Genomic DNA, 254 nt, shown 5'->3' on the forward strand with positions numbered 1-254 from the left:
AAGGATACATCACCAGTGTTGGTGACTTTATAAGTCCAAGTAACTTTCTTGCCAGGAGAAATTTCTACTGCTTCCTCTATGGTGTCAGCATCTACTCCGTTGGTGAACTTCTCAATATCGATACCAGCATCAGGTAACCTATCCACAAAGTCGTTACCAGTATCTGCTTCACCAGGGTCAACGGTAACTGGAATGTTGTTGTCAATGCCATTATCTGGATTATCACTATCATCACCACCATCTACCTCAGATAC

At 42.5% G+C, this 254-nt stretch carries 1 protein-coding gene; it reads right to left on the bottom strand.

Features of this window, described 5'->3' with window-relative positions:
• On the bottom strand, positions 1 to 254 hold a 254-nt coding region (locus tag F6K22_RS35700; protein ID WP_293109311.1), incomplete at both ends, for a hypothetical protein.

The sequence above is a fragment of the Okeania sp. SIO2F4 genome (assembly GCF_010672385.1).
Taxonomy (GTDB): Bacteria; Cyanobacteriota; Cyanobacteriia; order Cyanobacteriales; family Microcoleaceae; genus Trichodesmium.